We start from the raw sequence: 17,756 nt of genomic DNA, 5'->3' as shown, positions 1-17,756 counted from the left end.
GGATTCTTATGCCTTCCTGATATGGTGCATGTAATCTGAAACTGAGTTCTGATAACCGTTCTGCCTTGCAAGACGTTTTATCTCTTTCCAGATCCCGGTCCCGTACTGCATAGCCTTCTTCTCATAGTAAGCCGTCTCTTGTGAGAGATATCTCGCTGCAATCTCCCGGAGCGGCTTTTTTCTGATGCCTTCACTGACCCGCTCTGTGACTGGAATTGCTGACGCAGCGCACACCACTCGTATGTCAAGGTATGGCATAGAGAGCCAGGTATTGTGGTACCCGGCAATGGTCTGATCCCGGAGCCCCTGTCTGGAGAGTGATGCGAAGTCTGTTGAGAAGGTTGACGCAAGTTCCTCCTCTGTCCTTCCCAGATACCGGGAGTATCCGCCAAAGACCTCGTCTGCCCCCTGTCCGGTGAGGATGCGTTCGTACCCTGCGCTGCGTGCCGTCTCTGCAACGAAGAAGAGGGTGGTTGCGATGGCAAGGTCCACCGGTGTCGGGTCAGGGAGAAGCCTCAGTACAACCGGCAGCGTCGCCTCGATCTCATCAGGAGTAACTGTCCTGATCTCAAGGGGGAGATCAAGTTCCCTGGCCACCAGGGCAGCCCGTTTCAGGTCATGAGAGTCATGAACCCCTACCGATATACAGGGTCTCTGTGCAACTGCTGCGACAAGGGCTGAGTCAACTCCTCCGGAGAGTGCAGTCACTCCTTCGGCAGATCTCATACGGATCGATTCCACGATTGCGGTGTTGAGGTCTGGTGATCGAAACGGTGGTTCGATCATACTGACTTTCTTTCCATTACACCAGACTGATCCGGCCGGGCTGTCTCCTGGCATGATCCCGAAGTGATCTCGTGCACTACAGGTATTCCACTTTAGAAAGAATTCTCCTCCAAACTGTGAGAGTTTCTCCTGGTCTCCGGTAAGGAAGTGGGATATTTCCTCATCAGTTAGCACGGTCCCGTTGAGTTCGACCCAGCCTCGTCGTTCCATCTGTCTTCTGAAAGGTGGAGGATCACCCTATATAGCATGTTCGTGAACTCTGTGAATCTGCATGCTACCGTATCCATGAGCCTGTAAGGAGAGAAAACCGGAATGAGAAGGGGAAACGACTGTGCAGAAGGCATATTATATAGTTTCAGGGAGAATTGAATGAGACATATCAGATAGGCACTGCTCGAATGGCGCTGTTTCTTTCTGCCTTTAGATATATGATCTGATGACACGGGCGAGGGTACCAAAGCCAGGCCAAATGGGCCGGACTTAAGATCCGGTTTCGCAGGAATTCAAGGGTTCGAATCCCTTCCCTCGCATATTATTATCCCTGTTGGGATGTCGATCTTCTGCAACACATGATTCTTCTGATACGAATGTTGTTCTGACAGAAAGAAGCTGACCGGAACTATCATCTCCTGAAATCTCCTGGCTTGTCAGGAAACTTTTCAGGCCTCAATACCATTTTGATGTAATAGAGAGAAAAAAGTAAGGAATATGAAATTTACTGAGGCATTTATCGGTATTGCAATCCTCCTGCTTCTTGCGATAGTCTGTGTAAACGCAGAGATTGGACTGAACACTTCTGAGTTTGACAAACGGTTGATCGCTGACAGCACCATCAACACATCCGACTTTGATTCCAACCTTGTGGAACACAGCAAGATCAATACGTCAGTGATCGATGATCATCTGATCAACGCTTCCGTGAACACATCTGACTTTGATTCCAACCTTGTGGAACACAGCAAGATCAATACGTCAGTGATCGATGATCATCTGATCAACGCTTCCGTGAACACATCTGACTTTGACTCGAGCCTTGTGGAACACAGCAAGATCAATACGTCAGTGATCGATGATCATCTGATCAACGCTTCCGTGAACACATCTGACTTTGACTCGAGCCTTGTGGAACACAGCAAGATCAATACATCAGTGATCGATGATCACCTGATCAACGCCTCTGTGAACACATCTGACTTTGACTCGAGCCTTGTGGAACACAGCAAGATCAATACGTCAGTGATCGATGATCATCTGATCAACGCTTCTATCAACACATCTGCAATCACCAATTCATCCTCAGTCTGATCAGCATCCGTTCAACTTTTTTTGGTGTTGTAAACTTCTCACCTTCCTAAGATCGTATCTGATTGGCATGATCAGTTCAGAATACATACATAGCTGCAGAGCAAGAATCTCATGTATTAATTCATGACCCGGGTTTTGTACATTGATGATGAGCCGTCACTGCTCACACTCACCCAGCTCTATCTTAAGGAGGAGGCTGATCTGGATGTGGAGATCGCCACTTCTGCTGAAGATGGGTTAGATCTTCTCAAAAAATCAGTGTATGATGCCATAATCTCTGACTATGATATGCCTGACCTTGATGGTATCGATTTTCTAAAAATGGTCAGGGCATACGACCTTACCATTCCGTTCATCATCTTCACAGGTAAAGGGAGGGAAGAGGTCGCGATCGAGGCACTTAACAACGGTGCAGACTTTTACATCCAGAAAGGTGGTGATCCCAGGACAATCTTCACCGAACTGGCGAATGCCATAAGTCACCTGGTCAGGCGGAGGCAGGCCGAACGCCATGCCCTACAGATAGAAGAACACCTGGTAGCTTTCCTGAATGCACTTCCAGACATTGCTTACATTAAGGGTCCTGACCTCAGGTACCTGCTCATCAATACAGCGTATCAGAAGTATCTCGGTCTCTCATCAGCTCAGGATGCGGTGGGCAGGACCGATGAAGAACTACTCCCCCCTTCTTTCGCTCTTCAGTCCCGGAGTTCTGATGAAACTATCCTGACTCGGAAAGAGCCGATATTTGTTCAGGATAATTTCAATGGAAAAACGTACCAGATCCAGAAATTCCCGCTCTCGTTCCCGTCGGGGACGATCGGCATAGGGGGAATTATCAGGGAGATCTCTGATCATAATCCCGGGTAACCCGACTCTTCTGATTGAGGACAATTCTCAAACCTGCTGTCACGATCATACCCCCGCTATTTTTTAAAAAAACTGATTCTTCCATGTGGATGCTGACTTGCGGTAGCGGCCGGTATCCTGAACCATCTTCGAATCTATTACAAGCTCCCGGAAGAGACATGTAACCAATGGCAATACACCCGATTGAATTCAGGTACGGGACACCGGAAATGAAGGCGGTCTGGACTGAAGAACACCGGTTCCGCCGTATCATCGATGCAGAGGTTGCGCTGGCACGGGCAGAGGCAAAGGCAGGGATGATCCCACAGGATGCCGCTGATGCGATCGCTGCATCAGCATCAGGCGCGAGTCTTGAGCGGGCAAAGGAGATCGAGGATGAGATCCATCACGACATGATGGCCATCGTCAGGGCAGTCTCCGAGGTCTGTGGAGAGCCGGGCAGGTGGGTGCATTATGGAGCCACATCCAACGATATCCTTGATACAGCCACCGGTCTGCAGCTGAAAGATGCAATAACCATCCTCAATACCAAACTTCGTCACCTCCTCAAAGCCCTTCTCTCCCGTGCAGAAGAGACAAAAACACTCGTCTGCATCGGCAGGACACACGGACAGCACGGCGTTCCGACCACCTATGGGCTCAGGTTTGCAATCTGGGCAAGTGAGATCGCACGGCATATCGAGCGGCTGGAACAGATGGTCCCCCGGGTCTGTGTCGGGCAGATGACCGGTGCGGTGGGAACCCAGGCTGCCATGGGTGATCATGGGATAGAAGTTCAGGGATCCATGATGGAGTTCCTCGGGATTGGCAGTGTTGATGTCTCGAACCAGGTGATCCAGCGTGACCGGTATGCAGAGTACTTCTGCTTCCTTGCGGGCGTTGCAACGACCCTTGACAAGATCGGTGTCGAGATCCGCTCCATGCAGCGGACCGAGATCGGTGAGGTCGAAGAGGCGTTTGGTGCAAAACAGGTTGGTTCATCCACAATGCCGCACAAGAGAAATCCAATACGGTCAGAGCAGGTCTGCGGACTTGCACGGATTGTCCGCTCTTCGGTTGAACCTGCGTTCCAGAACAACACCCTCTGGGACGAGCGTGACCTGACCAACTCATCTCCTGAACGAATTTTATTTCCTGAAGCAACCATCCTCTGTGATCATATCCTCAAACTGATGGCCACCGTTATCGAAGGACTTGTTTTAAAACCAGATCGGATCCGAAAGAACCTGATGTTCCTGCATGGGATCAACATGGCAGAGTCGGTCATGATCGAGCTCACAAAGAAGGGTATGGCCAGACAGGAGGCGCACGAGGTTATCAGGGTGAAGAGTATGGAAGCACTTGCAGCAGAGCAGTCCCTCGCCAGCCTGCTTGCGCAGACAGCCGAAGTGACCCGGTTCATCCCGGCACCAGAGATTGAGAAACTTCTCAACCCTGATAATTATCTCGGAACTTCAATACAACAGGTTGAGCGGGTAGTTACAAAACTGAAGCCCCTCTTCTCCTAATACTCCCAATTTTTTTCAGGTATCACCAGGAAAAAGTAAGTGGTATCGCTTACCCGAATACTCCCACATATATCGAGCCGTACTGCTCGAACTGGAAATCAGATCTCTCAATGGGATCGGTCACAAACTTCCAGGTTGCTTTTGGTGCCAGATAATCTACTGAGGCGTAGGCATTTCCGATCTGATCGCCGTCTGCGTTATAGAGGTTGAAGGTGATAACAATCAGGTCGATCGTCTTGTCATCAAGGTTCCTGAGTTCTCCCTTGATCACCGATTTTGATTTGGAGTATCGTTCTATTTCAGTCTTGACGATCGAGAGGTTTGCCAGGTTTGACTGTGTACTCTTGATGTAGCCGTACGGCCGTTGGACATACATGGTCATGCCAGGCGTGACATCCTCTTTTTCTACCGAGGTCTGTGTCTGATACTGGGCTGCATCATAGACCGGTACCGTATCCTGTGGTGGTACACCGAATGACGGGATCGGAATCAGATCGGCAGTGACCGCTGAAAAAAGCATGATACTAATACAGCATATCGCAGTTATTGAGAGAATACCCGGCATCGTATGGCCGCTCATAGCATTGAATCAGCATATGATGAGAAAAAAATTGCGAAACCGGTTCCCTGTACCGGCCCGGAAAAAAGTATCAGAGTTTTGGTTTCTTCTTAAGTGCCTCGACCAGAAGTTCGATGGCATTGTTTACATCTGCGAGATCCACCATCTCGACGGGTGAGTGAATATATCGGGCTGGCACAGAGAACGGGATGCTCGGAATACCATCTCGTACCAGATGAATAATGGTTGCATCGGTGTTACCGCCTTCTCCTACCTCGAGCTGGTACGGGATCTTTGCCTTGTCACCGGCACTCCGGAGCCATGCGGTGAGACGCCGGTCTGCCAGCAGGCCACGTCCTGCTGCACTCGCGAGGACCAGAACCGGACCTTTTCCCATCTCAGGGGAAGCATCCTTGCGGCTGACTCCCGGATGATCTCCCGGGATTGTGACATCGGTTGCGATGGCGATGTCAGGGTTGAGGGCGAATGCACTCACCTTCGCACCTTTGAGGCCGACCTCTTCCTGCACCGTGAAGACACCATAGACAGTCATCGGGGTCTTCATCTGCTTGATAGTCTCGATCAGAACTGCAACACCGACCCGGTTGTCAAGTGCCTTGCCTGAAACCCGGTCTCCGGCAAGTCTCGTGAACTCCTGCTCTATCGTGACCGGTGTTCCGATCTCGATTCCGAGCGCAGCCACCTCCTCAGCTGAAGATGCGCCGATATCGATGAAGAGATCGTCTATCTTGATCTCCTTCTTGCGATCCTCAGGGGTCATGATGTGTGGGGGTTTTCCACCGAGAACCCCGGTTACCGTGCCGCGTGTACCGTGAAGGATCACCCTGCGTGTATACATACTCGGGTTGAACCAGCCACCGATACCCACGAACTTGATGAATCCCTTCTCGTCGATGTACTGGACCATCATCCCGATCTCATCCATGTGAGAGGCGATCATCACCGAGAAGTCTGAACCCTTCCTGACCGCTATCAGGTTGCCGAGCGAGTCTTCCCTGAACTCATCCACATGTCCTGCAAGTTCTTTTCTGATGATATCCTTGATGTTGTCTTCAAACCCGGAGACCCCGTGGGCATCTGAGAGTTTCTTGAGTAATTCATAAACCATGATGAGTTCACCTGACTACCGTGCTGATTCGTTCAAGTGCTGCTGTAATATTCTCCCGTGAGGTTGCGTAACTGAACCTTGTATATCCGGATCCCTTCTTCCCGAATGCATCGCCGGGGACCACTATCACTCCTGCGTCCAGGATCTTCGTTGTAGTCTCGCTGTCCATCGGGACAAAGGCATAAAAAGCCCCTCCCGGGGACGGGAAATCAAACCCGAGATCATGAAGACCGGTCCAGAGCATATCGCGCCGCACCTTGTACTCATCACGCATGAGAGAGACACAGGCCTGATCGCCGGTGTATGCAGCATACGCGGCATACTGGGATATGGAGGTTGCACACGTCTGGCAGTACTGGTGGATCTTCAGACACTGTTGAATATAATCCGGGTGACCGGCAAGGTACCCGATCCTCCAGCCGGTCATGGCGTAGGTTTTGCTGGTCGCATTGACGGTGAGGACATCTTCACCGAACCGGGCTGCGCTCGTATGCTTCGCATCGTAGATGAAGTGCTCATACACCTCGTCTGACAGTACTGTCACCCCGGCGTCGTTTGCAGCCTCAACCAGCGCACGAATCGTCTCTTCTGACTCAACGGTACCGGTAGGGTTGCAGGGTGAATTGAGGATCAGGAGCCGTGCCCCGTTCATCTTCTCTATTGCAGCATCAACATCGATGTGAAGATTCCCGTCCAGTGAGAGCGGATCCATCACGCCGCCGGCAAGAGTAGTGCAGGCTTCGTATGAGACAAAGCCCGGATCTGTGATGAGCACCCGGTCCCCCGGGTTTACAAGTGCCTGGATTGCGATGAAGAGGGCTTCTCCGGCTCCTGCAGTCACAATGACCTGGTCTGGATGATACCTGAGCCCGTTCTCTGACTTGAACTTCTTCGAGATCGCCTCCCGTAACTCGGGAAGGCCTGAATTGAAGGTGTATCCGGTCTTTCCCTCGTTGATCGCCCTGATCGCTGCCTGTTTGATGTGTTCAGGTGTGTCAAAGTCGGGCTGGCCGAGTGCCATGCTGATCGAGTCAGGCTTTGCAGCCTGGAAGAACTTCCTGATGCCGGACATCTCAATGTCGAGTGCTCGTTGTGCGATACGTTTCATCTGATCACTCGATGTTGGCATGACGTCCTTTCAGCTCTGCCTCGTCCGTACTGGTGATCTCCATCAACCGGGAGATGACCGCATCACAGAACGTCATGGCTGCAGTCTCGAAGAGTGTCCCAAGCGGAGCAAAGGAGCGGTGTTCTCCGAGCATCTGCCTGATCTCAAACTCGACACTCTCGTCTGGAACTTTGTCGCGGTAGTTCTCGATAACAACACACGAGTCTGCCATCTTGCCGATGACAGAGTCAGGGTTTGAGGTGATAAGGCAGATCCGCCCTTCAATCTCCTTTGCAGTCTGCACAATCTCGGCGATCGTCCTGGTCTTCCCCGAACCAGAGAGCACAACGATCACATCCCCTTTCTGCAGTGCCGGTGTGATCGTCTCGCCAACCACATAACTGATCATACCGAGGTGCATGAGCCGCATGGCAAATGCCTTCGCCACCAGGCCGGATCTTCCTGCACCCATCACATAGATACGTTTAGCCTCAAGGAGTTCTTTGATGAACCGTGAGACCTCTTCATCTGATAAATGAGAGGCGATGGCGTCGATCCGCGATGCCATGAGACGCATCATCTCCTGCACACGATGCTGATTCATTGCTGATAACAGATTACCTTCGAAGATACATCAGGATACCGCGTGATCAGGCCTGAAGGGAATCAAAAAAAGTGGTTTAAATGTACTCAATTGTGACGGTATGTCTCGATTGTTCCGCACGGGATCAGATCGCCGTTATCGAGGATGGAGACCGGGCCGTGTCCACAACAGATGATAAGGTGCCTGCCGTCTTTCTGCATCTCTGCATCAAGATTCATGGCTATCTTCATCAATTCCCTGCGTTCACTCTTCACCAGGTCAGGATTTACATTCACGCTTCTGACAAGGTATACGGCAAAACCGTTGTATTCGCTCCGGTCAGGCGTGAGATGTTTCAGATTGAGGATGGTGTCTGATGTGAACAGGAGCCCGAGTTCACGGCAGAGAAGGTACACCATTCCATGCTGATGGCCTCCATACCCCTCGATAATCTCCCCTGATACTCCGTTCTCTTCAAACCGGCAGAGCAACGGGAATTCCCCTAGTTTTTCTCCTGAAGATGATGGGAAGAGGTTGACCTTTTCGGGGGGATGCATCCTGGCAAAGAGATTGATCATCACGGTGTAGACCTGTTCATACACCAGGTCCTCAGAACAGGCACCATATGCACGGTTGTTGGTCTTGATCACGTTCCAGGTCCCTTCATGTGTCCAGATCGGAACATCAAAGTATCCTGCCGCGCCGCAGTGATCGGTATCCCCGTGTGTCATGATGATCCGGGAGAAGCCGGGAGCCCCGTCCAGGCCATAATGCCTGAACATCTTCATCACATCATCATGGTAGATTCCATATCCGGTATCGACCATGATGCGTCCGGTAGGAGTATCAATGACAAAGATGCTTCCCCCTCCCGGGAGCTGGAAACAGTACAGCCAGATCGAGGAATTTACCTGGATCTTCTGCACATCTGCAAAGAATCCCTCCCCGGTCGTTTCGGCAAGGCGTCTTCCATTCTGAAGAATCTGCTCCAATGTTGCTTCGTACTCCTGACCGTACTCAGTCAGCTGCTGAGCGATGTGACTGAACTGATTGAGCAGGTCCAGAAGGTATGGATCAGCAGTCTCACCCAGAATCTCTCTGACCCGCCCGGCATAGCGCAGGTAAAAGAGGCAGCCGTCTGATTCATCGTCACCGCAGTCGTATCCCTCGACTTCGAGTCCGTAGTGCGTACGAATTGCATTGAGAAGATCTTCGGTCAGTGAAACATCATGAACCCGTACTGCGATCTGAAGACTATCCGGGTTCTTGCCCTTGTTGTCAAAGGAGAGCGAGGTGATCTCAGCCTTATATTCATCAAGTATCATCAGGATCCGGTGCAGAGTACCCGGAATATCGGGGACTATCACGGTAAACCTGACACTCTTCGGGTATCTGATCTCTGACTGCAGGTATCCCTTGAGCGACAGAGCCCGGGCGGCATTCTGGCATCCGTCAGATGAACCGCGAACAGAAAGAAAGGCGGTTTTGGGATCTATCGATCTGTTGAAGTGGCACCGGGTTACTGTTATTCCGGTATCTGCAATGATCCCAACCGCTTCATGGATTGAACCAGTGTCGGGGATCCTGATGATGAAAAATTCATTCCTGCAGTTCATCAGATCACCAGTTATTCAGGTACGAAATTTTCACGTTCGATAAACAGCCCGCCAAAGATTGCACGCTCAATCATCTCTGAAACGTATCGCATCTTCTGTGACTCTTCCATGTCCATATTCCTGTGGATCTCGGAGTAGATCTGCACTCTGAGGAGCCCGAACCTGAACTTATCGATGAGCTGCTCGTTGAGCGTCCCTGCTTCACGAAAGATAGGTTCTATCATATCAGGCAGGAGTGTGATATCCTCGAGACATAAAACGATCTGATCATAGAGAGGGATCTTTTCTTCCCTCCCGCAAAGGATTCTGATATAGTCCATTCTCACCGTTCTACAATGCTTACGAGTTTCTCCATGATGTCGTTGATGGCCTTCCAACTGGGAGTCTCATCCTTGCGTTTGATGATAAACGGACGTCCTTCATCTCCGGCCTTGCGCATCTCCGGGTCGAGTGGAATACTACCGAGGTATGGGACATGATGCTCCTCTGCGATCCGCTTACCTCCACCTGTTCCGAAGAGATCAATGACCTCACCGCAGTGAGGGCACGAAAAGCCGCTCATGTTCTCAACAACTCCGAGCACATCCATCTTCAGCATCTCAACGAAGGTGATCGCCTTGGTTGAGTCGAGGGTTGAGACATCCTGGGGGGTGGTGACAATGACTGCTCCACGCAGGTTTGGTGCGATCTGTGCGATGGTCAGGGCTTCGTCACCGGTACCTGGCGGAAGATCGACAACAAGGTAATCGAGCGATCCCCATTTTGTATCCTCAAGGAACTGCCTGATTGCACCGGCTTTCATAGCGCCACGCCATACAACGGGTGCTGATTTTTCAGGAAGCAGAAATGCCATCGAGATGACCTGAAGTGACCCGGTCACCCGCACCGGTATGATCTTATTATTCTCTGAACTCAACTGATGGTCTTCGAGCCCGAGCATCTTTGGTACATTTGGTCCGTGAATATCCAGATCGAGCAGTCCTACCTGGCGTCCATGGTTGGAGAGGGCGTAGGCGAGGTTCACAGCCACGGTGGACTTGCCAACTCCACCCTTTCCAGACAGGACAAGGATGACGTGCTTGACATCAACATCTGCCTTTGGCGGAAGTTTATTAGCCTGACCACAGTCTGAACTCTGCTGACAGGAAGAACAGTTATTATCGCATGATTCCGGTGATTTATTATCGTTCTCAACCATAATGGGACCTTATCTCTGCTGGGATTCGTATATTATTTGGTAGAATCAGAACATAAATCCGTGGTATCCTCATCTGCCCTTTGTGTCCAGGACAATTCTGACCGGGGCATTTCTTTACGATATAAATATCATGCTCACCCAAGTAGATAACAGAGGGGGATTTACGTAATGGAACGTCGGGATATCCTGGCCATAGTGGCAGCATTGGCCGTGGTTCTCATACTTGCTCTAGTGGTAAAGCCAATGCTTACCCACCAGGCACCAAATCTGGGATTACCAGAGACACCTGCGCCATCTGTACCGGTTGAACAGGGAACAACAGAGTCCGGGATTGTTGTCACAGGACCAACCGAAATTGTACTCACGCCAGAACCAACTCCGGTTCCGGCTTCGGCAGCACCGACAGCAGATGTATCGCTTCAAGCAGGATCAGATATAGGAAAACCGCTTCCGTCCATGACTCAGGTCACCTGGCAACCGGATGCAGATAATCCGATGCCTGCCGTGCAGATGATAACATATGCTGATATTGTCGGTAAGTACACCGGGAGTACTGCTCCATTCAGGATTCCTACCCCGTACTGGGAGGTAGCGTATAATGTTACCCCATCCGGTTCAATGCCCGTCTTCATGATGGATGTAATCGAGAAAGGAGTCTCTGGTGAAGCTGACAAAACAATACGCAGCATGGTGTACAAACAGGGAAAAGCGCCAGATCCAAAAGAAGGCAGATTCTTTGAAGGTGGGCATGAATATTACCTGAATATCACAGCAGATCAGCTGGAGAAGTACAGAATCACGATCTCGATACCCCTGAAATATCTCCCTGATGCATAATCAGGGAGTTCAACTCTCGTTGTTGAGGCATTGATGGAAAAACGTGATATGCTTATTATTATTGTGGCCATTTTCATCGTGCTCTTCATGGCGATGTACGTCAAGCCACTCGTTACCGGAAAGCCCGTCCAACTTATTCCCGATGAACTCACCAAAATGCTGAAGGGTGAGAATCAGACCGAAGTGAACAATACCAGTCTGGGTAATAGCACTGTCAGACGTGTGACTAATATTCCTAAGGTGATCTCAGTAAGCCCACAAAATTTTACTGCCGATGGGAATACATCAACGGTTGTTATCGAGGGGAAAAACTTTACCGAATCGATGGATAATGTCACCTTTGTCAATGATGGAGTAAACAAAACATTTTCAACCGTCCTTAAAAATGGGACTCTGGTCACAAATAATGTTACACTTTCAGAAGGCAGTTGGACTGTGAAGATAGTTGATAATGATACTAAAGTTACGTACAACACTTCACGTTCAGTGGTGGTTAAAGCACCGATAACTCCGGTTCCAACCTGGGATGGAAAGCCGATTCCGATTCAGGCGACAGAGAAACCTACTGGGACTATATTCAAGAGCAGACCATACCCGGAGGAAGTCGTTCCAATTAAATCAAAAATGAAGGTTCTTTCCAACTTCGGTGGTGTCCGGAGTGTATCTACTGAACCAATTAGTATTCAGTATCCATACTGGGATCTAACGTATAATGTGAATTACAGGACTGAGATCGCTAACCCGAAAGATACCACAAATAATGTTTTTGAGTTTAATAAGGAATACAAGGAACCTCTCATAACATACGAGGGGGATCCTATCATTTATTATGTGGGCAACAGTTCGATTCCAACAATGATCTCTGTAAAAGATGAAGTTGAGAGCGATACAATTTTTGTCAGAAGCAGTGACAAGGCAATTATTAAAGTACCTGACGATGAACCAGATGCCAGTCCCCCATATGAGATAACTACTGAAGATGCTCCACCATCCTTAGTTGAATCAGTCGGGTACATGAAGCCTGATATCAAAATTACTGTAAAAAATGTTGACGATCCATCGTTTACTCCCATCACAATAACTCCTGACGGTGGGATTGATCCCCTCCAGTGGAATGAAGCAAAGCATAAGACTGAAGCCGAAAATTTTCTAAAACAACAAGGGAAACAGGATTACTTTGATTCTGAAGAGTATCAGGATGCTTGGGATAAAAAGTGGAAGACTATAAAAGATCCAAGACCCTGGACACAACGGATCTATGGTCCTGGCAATTATTCATTCACCATTGATACCCAGAGTATCGATTCATACAATATCCAGATCAAGGTCCCGGAACAAACGAATACCTCATATATTCCAAAACTCGACGAGAAATATACCCTTGAGCAAACCGCTATCAAGAAACAACTGAGTGGATTCTTTACTGGTTTCAATGAGAACCTGAGTGCAACCTACTTTACAAATGTCACGGATTACTTAGCCAGTGACCTTACTAGCCCCGATAAAGTTCAACCGATTTATCAGAATTATGTGCAGACCCGGGCTACTGGCATCAGGGTTACTGATGTCGTGGTTGATGATATCCTTGTACGGGGCAACATAGGAAAGGATAACACCCTGATTCAGGCCGAATCTGCTACTGCAAGAGGGAATCTGAAAGTACTTCTGAATGGTGTTGAAAAGACTATTCCATTCGATCTTGTTTTTGTCAAAGAACCATCAGGCTGGAAGTTCAAAACTCTGCCTGATATCAGGTACTAATTTTTCTGTGAGCAAAGATCAGCAGTAGTTCTCTTGATAAAACTAACAAAAAAGTGAAACACCTGAAGTGTTTCATGAGACTATTTTATTTAATCGAACTTACGCTTATCCATGGACTGAATGTAGGTAATCTCTTTTCCAACCTCGATCTTGCTGGATATCTCATCAGGAATTGCAAGTTCAAAGTTTTCAAAGTCTGCCAGATCCATAAGCTGTGCAATGGTTCCGGCAATTGATATTATCTGTGCATTTTTTCGTTCCACAATCGGTGCATACACCTTTGCTGAAACCGGCTGGACAATGGATCGTTTGACCCCATCAAAGATACCCATCACGTCAAGACGTGCCTTTGCTGCACCGTGCTTTCCCGGTTTTGATATACTGATCGAGAGGATCTTACAAGGCTCATCCTCAACCAGCAAGTATTTTCCCTCTTTCAGTTTACCTACTTCAGTCTGTTCCTTCATAAAACACCTAATTAAAAGCTGATTATATGTATCGAGCCACCCACACATAAATACACCGTAATAGGACGCCTGGTAGCGATATCCATGGACTTCTTTTCAGCATGCAATTTAATGGCGGTAACAGTCAGAAATGCGATCACTCCACTCTGCGGGACAGAGGAAGGAGGACGTGTTATCGGGATGGGGGCTGATGGGACTCCCACTAAACATATCGATAAAGTAGCCGAAGATCTTATCATCGCCTTTCTTAAAGAGCATGGATTATGCAAAACCCTCATCAGCGAGGAGATCGGCAGGATATCAATAGGAGGAGAGAAAGGGACAATTTTTCTGGATCCGGTAGATGGGACCTATAATGCAGTCATGAACATTCCTTTCTATGCTCTATCCATTGCGTATGCTGAGGAAGGAAAGATTCTACGTGCCTTTGTCCGAAACCTTGCCACCGGTGAGACTTTTACCGCTGAGAAAGGCAGCGGTGCATTTCTGAATGGATCCCAGATCCATATATCTCCAACCTCAGACCTGCAGACCAGTGCCATGAGTATCTATGGCAAACACTTCCAGCAGGACCGGATATTTAACCTGATGCAGAAGATACGGCGATTCAGACAGTTCGGAGCATCTGCCCTTGAGATCTCATATGTGGCAGCAGGGAGAATTGACGGATTTGTGGATCTACGTAAAACCCTTCGTGTCACCGATGCAGCTGCAGGAGTTTTGATCTGTGAAGAAGCCGGAGGGCTTGTTACCGATCTTGACGGGCGGGCAATAGTCTTTGCTGATGAAGTCACCATCGGCACGTGCCTTATTGCAACGAACGGGCATCTGCACAGGAAAGTGATCGAGTACCTGAGGTGATCTTATGGATATACTGATGGTTGTCCGGTTTGAGGACTTACGCACCCGGGATTATGCTGATCAACTTGGGAATCACCTCACAAAGATAGGGCATACGGTTCGGTTCGGGCCTGAAAACCTTCATGAGGAGCAGAGAGATCTCTTTGATCCTGCCTCTTCTCCTGACCTCGTGGTGGTGGTCGGAGGAGACGGAACCATTCTCCTGACAGCACAACTGATGCCGGTTCAGGTTCCATTAATCGGTGTAAACAGGGGAGAAGTAGGGTTTCTTGCCGACCTGGAGCCTGAAGATGCGTTCAGGTTTTTCGATCACCTCTCCCTCCCGGTCAGAACCGAACCCCGGATGAGGATCTCTCTCTCAATTGATGGCAATTATATCGGAGATGCCCTGAATGAGGCGCTGATCGTCACAGATCGGCCTGCAAAAATGCTCAAGTTCCTGATCCACATAAACGGAGTGGTTGCTGAGCGGTTCAGAGCTGACGGACTCCTCATCAGCACACCTACCGGATCAACAGCGTATGCCATGAGTGCAGGGGGTCCGATCGTTGATCCAAGAGTAGAAGGATTCCTCATGGTCCCTCTTGCCCCGTTTATGCTCTCCAACCGTCCTCATCTCATCGACTCATCACGGACGGTGAGGGTAACCCTTGAGGCAGAAAAACCTGCCAAACTTGTAATAGACGGCCAGGTCATCCGTCATATCGGTGAGATGAGCACAATCGATGTCATCCGCTCATCCGAACCTGCTCTCTTTGTGGATGCAGGGCAGAACTTCTTTGAAAAGATCAACCGAAAACTGAGACACCTCTGACCTCATACACATGGCGAATATTAACTATGATTACTGACGTACATCTACGGGTATCAGGATGCAGATGAGATATCAGGCTATTCTTCTGATTATACTCTGCTTCGCTCTGGTGGGATCGGCCTATGCAGAGACCGGAGAAGAGTGGTTTGAGATAGGAAGTGCACAATTCGACAACTCCTCGTTTGTTGAGGCAATCAGTGCGTGGCAGAAAGCGGCAGAGATAGATTCTACCCTATCAGCAAATGCATGGTATAATATCGGTCTTGCTTATGCCGGTATGGAGCAGTATGAACTGGCGATCCAGGCCTGGGACAAGACGATCGCCCTTACTCCTGAATCACCTATAGCCTACGATAATAAAGGGACAGCTCTGGCCCTTCTTGGCAGAAATGATGAGGCCCTTGCTGCGTATGATATTGCAATCAAACTTGATCCCGACCAGGCCAAGTTTAAGTCAGACCGCGATATGCTCGTGAATGGTCTGAATAAGGCCAAGTCACCACTCTCACCTGCAGCCGTGGTTGTTGCAGTTCTGGTTGCCAGCCTGTTTCTGGTATATCATCGCCGTTTGTAACCACATTCCCTTTTTTGCCTTCAGGTTCCCGGGTTTATCCCGTAATCCTGACGCTCTCGGCAGGACCCGGCGGAACAGAAGATTTTTGTGCCATTCCAAAGATAGGGAAGCTATGCGAAGCAGTTCTCTGCGGACAGGTTGTGTGTCCGTACTCGCTCTTCTTATCGGATTTTGTCTTTGTATCAGTACGGCCAGTGCTGTATCCGGAGCTGATATATCAGGAACCCGTATCATCGCCCCGACATCGCTCTCAGCCGGTACTTCTGACGAACTTCAGGATTTTATCCGGAATGGTGGATCAGAATCAGCAGGTCCGTTTGATGTACAATACTTCCTCTCTGTTGATCAGAAGATGGATGACAAGATTCTGATCGGTACCTGGCATGTGGACGGCCTGAAGGCCGGAGCACAGAAGTACGGCAATACTACATTTACAATTCCTTCAGAGACAAAAGCGGGGACGTACTACCTGATCAGATGGATCGATCCCACCAGAGCAGTGCCTGGGGAGGACTCATCCAATAATATCCAGTGGTCTAAATCCCCGGTTTTTGTGACTACGAGTGGAAATGCGGGAGTTGAGGGGATCGGGACTCTCGTTGCTTCCACTGTAAGTGCTGGAAGTGAAATACCGGTCACAGTGATTGTGAATCATACCACAAACGATGCAGGCAGCCCCGGGAGTGTGAGTCTTTTTCTATCAACACAGAGCAGGCCTGATTCATCATTGATTCCGGCAGGGACGATCGCCCTTCCGGAATTTTCAGGGGAAGGAGAACAGGAGATCCCTGGAACCCTCGATATTCCTGCAGATATCGGAATCGGAGCATACTATCTCTTCACCTCCTTTGTTCCTGTTAATCAGATGATCGGGGAAGGATCTCCCTCTACGTTCTGGTTTAATGAGGATCCCATCAGGATCACCCCGTCGTCCGGATCAAGTACCAATTCAGATACAACACCGGTGGTGCGGGAGTCAGGACCTGATGTTCTCACATTGGATACCGAGCAGCCTAGTGAGGCATTCATCGGCGACTCCTTAACAGTCACTGACTCAGTGAAGAATATCGGAGGTGCTGAAGCGAATATCGTGAGGATTGAATACCTGCTCTCTCCGAATACTGACGGAACCAATGGCAGACATCTGGGGTGGCGGACCGTCATGAGTCTGCAGCCAGACCAGACCAGCACCGAACAGAAGCTGCTTGGTGTTTCGTCAGATATGAAAGCAGGCCTCTATTACCTGGCCAAGAAGATCACAGTTACCTCCGCGGTTCAGGAGAAGAATACCCTAAATAACGCCTGGGTCAGTAATCAGCCGATCAACATCAGGTACAACCCGGCATCCCCGATTCCGGATCTGACACATATCAGAACTGTGTGGCCGAAGGCTCAACCTGGTCAGACTGTACCGATAACTGATACGATAACCAATGTAGGAAAAGGGTGTGCAAAAGATGTTGCTGTTGCGTACTACCTCTCTCCGTACCAGAAGTTTGATGTCGCAACTGCCAGTTATCTGGGTGTGTGGAGGCTGGATTCAATATGTCCGCTTGAACAGAAGACCAACACAACACAGGTTACCATACCGTCGGATCTTACAAATGGTGAGTACTTCATCTACTCGGTCATCGATCCCTGTTCGTTCATGACCGACTGTGACGAAAGTATGCCTGAACTGGATAAATCAAATAATATCAACGTAGGGACTTTGTATATCGGCCCGTGTATCTTCTGTGGCTGATCATTCACCCTCCTCTTTTTAGACTCATATTCCTCC

The 17,756-nt window shown here is 49.3% G+C and carries 18 protein-coding genes and 1 tRNA gene; 10 read left to right on the top strand and 9 right to left on the bottom strand.

What is annotated here, in order from left to right:
* Positions 1 to 6: 6 nt before the first annotated feature.
* Positions 7 to 996 carry an asparagine synthase C-terminal domain-containing protein gene (locus ACHZA2_RS00905; RefSeq protein WP_319578136.1) on the bottom strand — a complete coding sequence of 330 codons (990 nt, stop codon included), beginning with the start codon at positions 994 to 996 and terminating at the stop codon, positions 7 to 9.
* Between the two features lie 235 nt (positions 997 to 1,231).
* Between ACHZA2_RS00905 and ACHZA2_RS00900 the strand changes: the two genes are divergently transcribed.
* The 4 genes from ACHZA2_RS00900 to purB all read left to right on the top strand — a co-directional run bounded on the left by ACHZA2_RS00900 (position 1,232) and on the right by purB (position 4,469).
* Positions 1,232 to 1,316, top strand: a tRNA-Leu gene (locus tag ACHZA2_RS00900).
* Between the two features lie 178 nt (positions 1,317 to 1,494).
* Positions 1,495 to 2,091, top strand: a complete 597-nt coding sequence (locus ACHZA2_RS00895; protein WP_319578135.1) for a hypothetical protein — start codon at positions 1,495 to 1,497, stop codon at positions 2,089 to 2,091.
* A 123-nt stretch (positions 2,092 to 2,214) separates the two neighbouring features.
* Complete coding sequence (locus ACHZA2_RS00890; RefSeq protein ID WP_319578134.1) at positions 2,215 to 2,961, top strand: response regulator; 747 nt, start codon at positions 2,215 to 2,217, stop codon at positions 2,959 to 2,961.
* 167 nt (positions 2,962 to 3,128) lie between these two features.
* The gene (gene purB / locus ACHZA2_RS00885; protein WP_319578133.1) at positions 3,129 to 4,469 is read left to right on the top strand and encodes an adenylosuccinate lyase; all 1,341 of its coding nucleotides are present in this window, start codon (positions 3,129 to 3,131) and stop codon (positions 4,467 to 4,469) included.
* 49 nt (positions 4,470 to 4,518) lie between these two features.
* Here purB and ACHZA2_RS00880 read toward each other — a convergent pair whose 3' ends face one another.
* The 7 genes from ACHZA2_RS00880 to ACHZA2_RS00850 form a co-directional block, all read right to left on the bottom strand.
* Positions 4,519 to 5,049, bottom strand: coding sequence for an FxLYD domain-containing protein (locus ACHZA2_RS00880; RefSeq protein ID WP_319578132.1), 531 nt, complete (start codon positions 5,047 to 5,049; stop codon positions 4,519 to 4,521).
* A gap of 70 nt (positions 5,050 to 5,119) precedes the next feature.
* On the bottom strand, positions 5,120 to 6,157 hold the full coding sequence (locus tag ACHZA2_RS00875) for a M42 family metallopeptidase (RefSeq protein ID WP_319578131.1): 1,038 nt from the start codon (positions 6,155 to 6,157) through the stop codon (positions 5,120 to 5,122).
* A gap of 7 nt (positions 6,158 to 6,164) precedes the next feature.
* Positions 6,165 to 7,286, bottom strand: coding sequence for a pyridoxal phosphate-dependent aminotransferase (locus ACHZA2_RS00870; protein ID WP_319578130.1), 1,122 nt, complete (start codon positions 7,284 to 7,286; stop codon positions 6,165 to 6,167).
* Positions 7,270 to 7,869, bottom strand: a complete 600-nt coding sequence (gene hxlB, locus ACHZA2_RS00865; protein ID WP_319540794.1) for a 6-phospho-3-hexuloisomerase — start codon at positions 7,867 to 7,869, stop codon at positions 7,270 to 7,272. The genes ACHZA2_RS00870 and hxlB overlap by 17 nt, the downstream gene beginning before the upstream one ends.
* An 86-nt stretch (positions 7,870 to 7,955) precedes the next feature.
* Complete coding sequence (locus tag ACHZA2_RS00860; protein WP_319578129.1) at positions 7,956 to 9,464, bottom strand: MBL fold metallo-hydrolase; 1,509 nt, start codon at positions 9,462 to 9,464, stop codon at positions 7,956 to 7,958.
* An 11-nt stretch (positions 9,465 to 9,475) separates the two neighbouring features.
* Positions 9,476 to 9,784 carry a hypothetical protein gene (locus ACHZA2_RS00855; RefSeq protein WP_319578128.1) on the bottom strand — a complete coding sequence of 103 codons (309 nt, stop codon included), beginning with the start codon at positions 9,782 to 9,784 and terminating at the stop codon, positions 9,476 to 9,478.
* Between the two features lie 2 nt (positions 9,785 to 9,786).
* A complete protein-coding gene (locus ACHZA2_RS00850) occupies positions 9,787 to 10,662 on the bottom strand; it encodes an Mrp/NBP35 family ATP-binding protein (protein ID WP_319578127.1) in 876 nt (291 codons plus the stop codon).
* A 168-nt stretch (positions 10,663 to 10,830) separates the two neighbouring features.
* On the opposite strand from ACHZA2_RS00850, the gene ACHZA2_RS00845 reads away from it, so the two are divergent.
* Together ACHZA2_RS00845 and ACHZA2_RS00840 are read left to right on the top strand one after the other, a co-directional pair.
* Positions 10,831 to 11,499, top strand: coding sequence for a hypothetical protein (locus ACHZA2_RS00845; RefSeq protein WP_319578126.1), 669 nt, complete (start codon positions 10,831 to 10,833; stop codon positions 11,497 to 11,499).
* Between the two features lie 33 nt (positions 11,500 to 11,532).
* Positions 11,533 to 13,260: a hypothetical protein gene (locus tag ACHZA2_RS00840; protein ID WP_319578125.1), complete on the top strand. Its 1,728-nt coding sequence runs from the start codon at positions 11,533 to 11,535 to the stop codon at positions 13,258 to 13,260.
* A gap of 89 nt (positions 13,261 to 13,349) precedes the next feature.
* On the opposite strand, the gene ACHZA2_RS00835 is transcribed toward ACHZA2_RS00840, so the two are convergent.
* On the bottom strand, positions 13,350 to 13,727 hold the full coding sequence (locus tag ACHZA2_RS00835) for a translation initiation factor IF-5A (RefSeq protein ID WP_319540800.1): 378 nt from the start codon (positions 13,725 to 13,727) through the stop codon (positions 13,350 to 13,352).
* An 84-nt stretch (positions 13,728 to 13,811) separates the two neighbouring features.
* Here ACHZA2_RS00835 and ACHZA2_RS00830 point away from each other — a divergent pair, with 84 nt between their 5' ends.
* The 4 genes from ACHZA2_RS00830 to ACHZA2_RS00815 all read left to right on the top strand — a co-directional run bounded on the left by ACHZA2_RS00830 (position 13,812) and on the right by ACHZA2_RS00815 (position 17,720).
* Positions 13,812 to 14,588, top strand: coding sequence for a bifunctional fructose-bisphosphatase/inositol-phosphate phosphatase (locus ACHZA2_RS00830; RefSeq protein WP_319578124.1), 777 nt, complete (start codon positions 13,812 to 13,814; stop codon positions 14,586 to 14,588).
* A 4-nt stretch (positions 14,589 to 14,592) separates the two neighbouring features.
* A complete protein-coding gene (locus tag ACHZA2_RS00825) occupies positions 14,593 to 15,402 on the top strand; it encodes an NAD(+)/NADH kinase (protein ID WP_319578123.1) in 810 nt (269 codons plus the stop codon).
* Positions 15,403 to 15,466: 64 nt separating this feature from the next.
* Positions 15,467 to 15,976, top strand: a complete 510-nt coding sequence (locus ACHZA2_RS00820; RefSeq protein ID WP_394698446.1) for a tetratricopeptide repeat protein — start codon at positions 15,467 to 15,469, stop codon at positions 15,974 to 15,976.
* 112 nt (positions 15,977 to 16,088) lie between these two features.
* Positions 16,089 to 17,720 carry a CARDB domain-containing protein gene (locus tag ACHZA2_RS00815; protein ID WP_394698445.1) on the top strand — a complete coding sequence of 544 codons (1,632 nt, stop codon included), beginning with the start codon at positions 16,089 to 16,091 and terminating at the stop codon, positions 17,718 to 17,720.
* Positions 17,721 to 17,756: the final 36 nt, after the last annotated feature.

The sequence above is a fragment of the uncultured Methanospirillum sp. genome (genome assembly GCF_963668415.2).
In the GTDB taxonomy this organism is placed as follows: Archaea; Halobacteriota; Methanomicrobia; order Methanomicrobiales; family Methanospirillaceae; genus Methanospirillum.
The sequence above is the reverse complement of the archived record's forward strand: the minus strand, read 5'-3'. Positions and strand labels throughout refer to the sequence as shown.

Bases quoted from the DNA above. Each gene is read 5' to 3' on its own strand.
- ACHZA2_RS00870 (WP_319578130.1), bottom strand. From the start codon at position 7,286: ATGCCAACATCGAGTGATCAGATGAAACGTATCGCACAACGAGCACTC.
- ACHZA2_RS00875 (WP_319578131.1), bottom strand. From the start codon at position 6,157: ATGGTTTATGAATTACTCAAGAAACTCTCAGATGCCCACGGGGTCTCC.
- ACHZA2_RS00850 (WP_319578127.1), bottom strand. From the start codon at position 10,662: ATGGTTGAGAACGATAATAAATCACCGGAATCATGCGATAATAACTGT.
- ACHZA2_RS00825 (WP_319578123.1), top strand. From the start codon at position 14,593: ATGGATATACTGATGGTTGTCCGGTTTGAGGACTTACGCACCCGGGAT.
- ACHZA2_RS00835 (WP_319540800.1), bottom strand. From the start codon at position 13,727: ATGAAGGAACAGACTGAAGTAGGTAAACTGAAAGAGGGAAAATACTTG.
- ACHZA2_RS00890 (WP_319578134.1), top strand. From the start codon at position 2,215: ATGACCCGGGTTTTGTACATTGATGATGAGCCGTCACTGCTCACACTC.
- ACHZA2_RS00815 (WP_394698445.1), top strand. From the start codon at position 16,089: ATGCGAAGCAGTTCTCTGCGGACAGGTTGTGTGTCCGTACTCGCTCTT.
- ACHZA2_RS00840 (WP_319578125.1), top strand. From the start codon at position 11,533: ATGGAAAAACGTGATATGCTTATTATTATTGTGGCCATTTTCATCGTG.
- ACHZA2_RS00905 (WP_319578136.1), bottom strand. From the start codon at position 996: ATGGAACGACGAGGCTGGGTCGAACTCAACGGGACCGTGCTAACTGAT.
- ACHZA2_RS00895 (WP_319578135.1), top strand. From the start codon at position 1,495: ATGAAATTTACTGAGGCATTTATCGGTATTGCAATCCTCCTGCTTCTT.
- ACHZA2_RS00845 (WP_319578126.1), top strand. From the start codon at position 10,831: ATGGAACGTCGGGATATCCTGGCCATAGTGGCAGCATTGGCCGTGGTT.
- ACHZA2_RS00860 (WP_319578129.1), bottom strand. From the start codon at position 9,464: ATGAACTGCAGGAATGAATTTTTCATCATCAGGATCCCCGACACTGGT.
- ACHZA2_RS00855 (WP_319578128.1), bottom strand. From the start codon at position 9,784: ATGGACTATATCAGAATCCTTTGCGGGAGGGAAGAAAAGATCCCTCTC.
- ACHZA2_RS00880 (WP_319578132.1), bottom strand. From the start codon at position 5,049: ATGAGCGGCCATACGATGCCGGGTATTCTCTCAATAACTGCGATATGC.
- ACHZA2_RS00830 (WP_319578124.1), top strand. From the start codon at position 13,812: ATGGACTTCTTTTCAGCATGCAATTTAATGGCGGTAACAGTCAGAAAT.
- hxlB (WP_319540794.1), bottom strand. From the start codon at position 7,869: ATGAATCAGCATCGTGTGCAGGAGATGATGCGTCTCATGGCATCGCGG.
- purB (WP_319578133.1), top strand. From the start codon at position 3,129: ATGGCAATACACCCGATTGAATTCAGGTACGGGACACCGGAAATGAAG.
- ACHZA2_RS00820 (WP_394698446.1), top strand. From the start codon at position 15,467: ATGAGATATCAGGCTATTCTTCTGATTATACTCTGCTTCGCTCTGGTG.